This is a genomic window from Phreatobacter oligotrophus (genome assembly GCF_003046185.1).
In the GTDB taxonomy this organism is placed as follows: domain Bacteria; phylum Pseudomonadota; class Alphaproteobacteria; order Rhizobiales; family Phreatobacteraceae; genus Phreatobacter; species Phreatobacter oligotrophus.
The window spans coordinates 1-5,212 of the sequence record NZ_PZZL01000043.1 but is presented as its reverse complement, the minus strand read 5'-3'; the positions used below and the strand labels follow the sequence as shown (position 1 = coordinate 5,212).

Sequence of the window (5,212 nt, the reverse complement as noted above, 5' to 3'; positions counted from 1 at the left end):
GCACTCTGGCCTGCGCATGCTCTCCCCGCGAGAGTTCATCGCTCAGAGTGCCTAGATCAACCGGCTACCTGTCCGGCGAAACGGGGTGCACTCCATATGTCGTTTCGCGGTGGCGACCAACGTCTGGCCTAGCCAAGTAGGCCTCGCGATCGGCATCAACCAAGGGCCTTGGACCCAATTGCTTTACCGCCGTGAGCTGGCACGTCCTCTGAGTCGCCTGACCGGTGTGGATATCGCCGACTTGCATTGGGCCCAATTCCAGCTTTCCGACGGTGACCGTGTGCTCTTCCGAGATGCGGTGATCCCACGTCGCAGCATAAACGCGGTTAGCAGGCTGACCGATACGTCGAACTCAAACTTTCACAAGGCGTCATGGCTTATCCAAGAGCCAATGGCCACTGGCAAAAGCGAGCCCGCGATGACGGACCGCTGCCTGCGCGGCGGACGCGTGTTTTGGACGCGCTTGGATCCCCGCTGCGCAGCAAGCTGTAAGCTCTCGCGCTCGATTCGATTTAACCATTCTAACGAAAACCCTGCAAAGGACTACGTTCGTCGCGCACAGCCCGCTTGTTCTGGCTAGGAAATCGAAAATAATCTCAGTATGCAGCTGTTTGACGACGAGATTCGACACGACGTTATCCTGGACCTTCCGGGGCCGCTGGCCGTGGTTGTCTCACGCTGGCTTTGTGATCTCGAAATTCGTGGCTTCGCCCCCGCTACAGTCAGTCTGAAGCGTCGGGCGATCGTTGCGATTTATCGCGATTTGCACCCAAAGCACTGGGAAAATACAAGCCGCGTATTGAAGTGCCCCCTCGAAGAGGACCTTGAATCGCTTGAACAACGGTGGCGGAGCGAGGGACTTTCTGCGAGCACCTGCGATGACCGGATCGCCGCCTGGCGCTCATTGATTAAGTTTGAAGCTGGAGTGGTCGACGCGAGCGCCTTGCGTGGGATGCTTCGCTACGGCGCCCGCCGCCGTCATGCTCGCGCTGCTGCACGGAAGCCTGTGGCGCGTGCCGAGCAGCAGCTTGCCTTTGAATTCTTCTATTCAAGTCATGCAGCGGAATCCCCGGGATTGGAACCGACCTTGCCGAACTGGGTCGTCGCGCGCGACTACGCGATGATGCTCGTGATGGCGGATACCAATGCAACTCCATCCGAGATCTGTCGTATGCCCCAGGCACTCAAGCAGCTGGACGGCAAAAGCGCCGTCTGGGTTTGCAAGGGTGATTTACAACACGGCCACCTGCAGCAGATCCGTCCGGAAACACAGGACGCGATCGAAAAGTATCAGGCAGCGTGTCCATTCCGTCCGGAGGGTGGGGACTCGCATTTGTTTATCGGGCGGCACGGCGAAGCCCTAAGACCTCGTGCAGTCCAAGACGCCCTTCAGAACGTCGGGCGGGCGGCCGGATGTATGCAACCACTCACGTCAACTGGCATGAAATACGGCTTCGGCCAGGAACTGGCTGACGCCGGCGAATCCCATTTGACGATCATGAAGCGGCTGGGATTGACCACCGTCACCTGCGCCTTGCGCGCAACCGGTTGGAATGCTGAGCAGCATGCGTTGCTCCCAAGCATTGCCCGGGTCGATCTCGACAATGAGGATGAGATGGCTTCCAAGCTGGCGCGTCGCTTTATGGCCTACCTGCTCCAGCAGACAGAAATGGGCATCTACACAATCGCGGCTTACGGGGGCGACGCGGAAAAATTCCTGACCTTCGTTGCGAAGCAGGGGCTAGAGCCATACGAGATCGACCGGACCACCATCGACGGGTTCTCGGCCACGTTGTTGAACACACAAGCCAAAGCAACCGCGGCAAGGGCGGTGTTATCCGTGAATTGGCTCCTGAGGTTCATGAGCCATGAATCGCTTATTGCGTTCAACGCGGTGACAGGGCTCATCGAGCCGATCGCTCGGGATGAGGAGCCCGTCCTGACCAGTCCGAGCTTGGTCGACGCGGCTCTCAGCCGTCTGGATGCGACCCCAGACTGTTGTAGCACAAGCCTAGCTACGGCGCTTGTGTCGCTCGCCGGGATCGAAGGACTTACTCTCGATGAGCTGCGTTCACTGACCCGTGCGGAAGCCTGCACCGCGTTTTCTTCGGGCCCCACAGCATGGCGTATCAAACGATTCATTGGGCTCACGCCAGACATTCCGGCCGAGCTTCCGTTGGCCTATCTCCCGACCCAACGCGCTGACACTCCTGCTCGGATTACCGTTCGAAGGCTTCTTGCCAAAGAACTTGGCCAAATTGGATTCTCCGCGATGACACCTCGCCAACTGCGAGGTTCAGCGATTGTGCGAAAGCTGCAATCGGAGCCTGATCTGGGCGAGGTTGCGCGGTGGGCCCGTCTTGCGAACCCCGATCGTCTGATCCCGTACATCAAGGCATTGGAAAGCCTTCGGGATAGGGCGGCCAACGACAACGCCGAAGCGCCCGCAGCCCGCACCGCCGCCTAGGAGGGCCGGATTAATCTGACAGCGTGCTTGCTCGCTTTGGACTCAAGTCCAGCCGAAAAAGACTCAGATCTAGCCGAAGCTACTATGCTCACCGGGCTGCAGGAGGCGCCGTCCTATCTCGCCGCCCATCGCTGGCGCTATGCCCTGGTCGAGGAAACGGCCGGCGAGCCCTTCCTCTATGACGAGGCGCGGGCCATCGGCGCCTGTGGCGACTGGTGCCTCGGGGCGCGGGTGGAAGCCGCCTTCGACAGCGGTGACGGCCTCGGCGCCGCCATCGCCGGGCGGGCCTGACCGGCGCGGGCAGGGCAGGGCGGCCCTGCCATCCCTGCACTTTTCCTCGCGACGCGGGCGGGCATGATGCGGGTCCTCATGTTCGCAGGACCCCAGCCATGATCCATCACGACACCCAAGCCGCCCTCGACCGCCTGATGCGCTTCCTCTCCATCGAGGGCGTGACCGGCGAGGAAAAGGCCATCGCCGAGGATGTCGCGAAGGCGCTCCAGGAGGCCGGCGTGCCGGCCGAGGCCATCGCCTATGACGATGCCAACACGCGCATTCCTGTGCCGACCCAGACCGGCAACCTGATCGTCAAGATTCCCGGACGCGGCGCCCTCGGCAATGCCGAGCCGATCATGTTCATGACCCATCTGGACACTGTGCCGCTCTGCGCCGGCGCCAAGCCCCGCATCACCGGCGACAAGATCGTCTCCGGTGGCGACACCGCGCTCGGCGGCGACAACCGCACCGGCTGCGCCGTGCTCGTATCGCTCGCGGCCGAACTCGCCAAGCAGAACCTCGACCATCCGCCGCTGGTTCTCGTCTTCTGCGTGCGCGAGGAGAGCGGCCTCTGGGGCGCGCGCCACATCAACCTGGAGATGCTCGGCCCCGTCTCCATGGGCTTCAACTATGACGGCTCGCGCCCGGCCGATGTCGTCACCGGCGCGGTCGGCGGCGATGGCTGGTCGGTGGAGATCTTCGGCCGCGCCTCCCATGCCGGCGTCGCGCCGGAGCGCGGCATCTCCGCCAGCATGGTCGCCGCCATGGCGCTGGCCGACGCGCAGGCCAATGGCTGGTTCGGCAAGGTGGTGAAGGGCGACAAGGCCGGCACCAGCAATGTCGGCACCATCGCGGGCAAGGACGGCCGCGGCGCGGGCGACGCGACCAATGTCGTCACCGACTATTGCTATGTCGAGGGCGAGAGCCGCAGCCACGACATGGCCTTCGTCGACGCCATCACCGACGCCTTCGAGGCCGCTTTCGTGAAAGCCGGCAAGGCGCTGGTCTCCAGCGAGGGCAAGACGGCGCGCGTCGTCTTCTCGCGCCAGCGCAAGTACCACTCCTTCTCCCTCGACCGGGACTCGGCCGTGGTCCGGCGCGGCATCAAGGGCGTCGAGGCCATCGGCCTCACCCCCAATCCACGCCTCGTCAATGGCGGCCTCGACGCCAATTATCTCTCGCTCCACGGCATCCCGACGGTCACCTTCGGTGCCGGCCAGAACGAGGCCCATACGGTGGACGAGTGGGTGGACATCCCCGCGTTCCAGAACGCCTGCCGCCTCGCCATCGCGCTCGCCACGGCGCGTTGATCCGACCTGAGAGCGCCGCCGGGTCGCCGGCGGCGCATCCCTACCAAGGCCTGCCACGAGAGCGGGCCACATGAGGAAACCCCATGGCCTTTCAGCGTCCCTATCGCGGCGTGTTTCCCGTCGCGCCCACCATCTTCCACGACGACGGCACGCTCGACCTCGACGGCCAGCGCCGCTGCATCGACTTCATGATCGATGCCGGCTCGGAAGGGCTCTGCATCCTCGCCAATTTCTCCGAGCAGTTCGTGCTGACGGACGAGGAGCGCGAGACGGTGATGCAGGCCGTGCTCGCCCATGTGGCGGGCCGCGTGCCGGTCATCGTCACCACCACGCATTTCGCCAGCCACATCTGCGCCGAGCGCTCGCGCCGGGCGCAGGCTCTCGGCGCCGCCATGGTCATGATCATGCCGCCCTATCACGGCGCGACCTTCCGGGTGGCGGAGCCGGCGATCGAAGCCTTCTTCCGCCGCGTCTCGGATGCGATCACCATCCCCATCATGATTCAGGACGCACCGGTGGCGGGCACGCCGCTGTCGCCGGCCTTCCTCGCGAAGATGGCGCGGGAGATCGACAACGTCGCCTATTTCAAGATCGAGGTGGCCCAGGCCGCCGCCAAGCTGCGCACGCTGCTGGAGCTCGGGGGCGATGCCATCGAGGGCCCCTGGGACGGCGAGGAGGCGATCACGCTGATGGCCGATCTCGACGCGGGCGCGACCGGCGCCATGACCGGCGGCGGCTATCCCGATGGCATCCGCGCCATCATGGATCCGTACCGCGCCGGCGACCGCGCTGCGGCCAAGCGCGCTTATGAGCGCTGGCTGCCGCTGATCAACCACGAGAACCGCCAGTGCGGGCTCTCGGCGGCGAAGATCCTGATGCAGGCGGGCGGCGTCATTCGCTCGGCGGCGGTGCGCCATCCCCTGTCGCTGCCCCATCCGGCCGCCCAGGCCGAGCTGATCGAGCTGGCGCGCGAGCGCGATGCTGTCGTGTTGCGCTGGGGACGGTGAGGGGAGGGGCTTCTCTTGGTGCCCCGGACGTCAAAAAGCCCCGCCGGTTTGAGCCGTGCGGGGCTTTTGGTGTTTTGGTTGCGGGGGCCAGATTTGAACTGACGACCTTCAGGTTATGAGCCTGACGAGCTACCGGGCTGCTCCACCCCGCG

Annotated in this window: 4 protein-coding genes and 1 tRNA gene; 4 read left to right on the top strand and 1 reads right to left on the bottom strand. The window is 64.3% G+C overall.

What is annotated here, in order from left to right; all coding sequences use genetic code 11:
• The first annotated feature begins 601 nt into the window (after positions 1-601).
• The 4 genes from C8P69_RS23140 (at position 602) to C8P69_RS23125 (ending at position 5,060) form a co-directional block, all read left to right on the top strand.
• Positions 602-2,467 carry a site-specific integrase gene (locus tag C8P69_RS23140; RefSeq protein WP_108179786.1) on the top strand — a complete coding sequence of 622 codons (1,866 nt, stop codon included), beginning with the start codon at positions 602-604 and terminating at the stop codon, positions 2,465-2,467.
• Positions 2,468-2,551: 84 nt separating this feature from the next.
• Positions 2,552-2,758, top strand: a complete 207-nt coding sequence (locus C8P69_RS23135; RefSeq protein WP_108179785.1) for a hypothetical protein — start codon at positions 2,552-2,554, stop codon at positions 2,756-2,758.
• 98 nt (positions 2,759-2,856) lie between these two features.
• Positions 2,857-4,053: a M20/M25/M40 family metallo-hydrolase gene (locus C8P69_RS23130; RefSeq protein ID WP_420541376.1), complete on the top strand. Its 1,197-nt coding sequence runs from the start codon at positions 2,857-2,859 to the stop codon at positions 4,051-4,053.
• 83 nt (positions 4,054-4,136) lie between these two features.
• Entirely contained in the window at positions 4,137-5,060 is a 924-nt protein-coding gene (locus C8P69_RS23125; protein WP_108179784.1) for a dihydrodipicolinate synthase family protein, read from the top strand.
• A 75-nt stretch (positions 5,061-5,135) separates the two neighbouring features.
• Here C8P69_RS23125 and C8P69_RS23120 read toward each other — a convergent pair.
• Positions 5,136-5,212 (bottom strand) — tRNA-Met (locus C8P69_RS23120).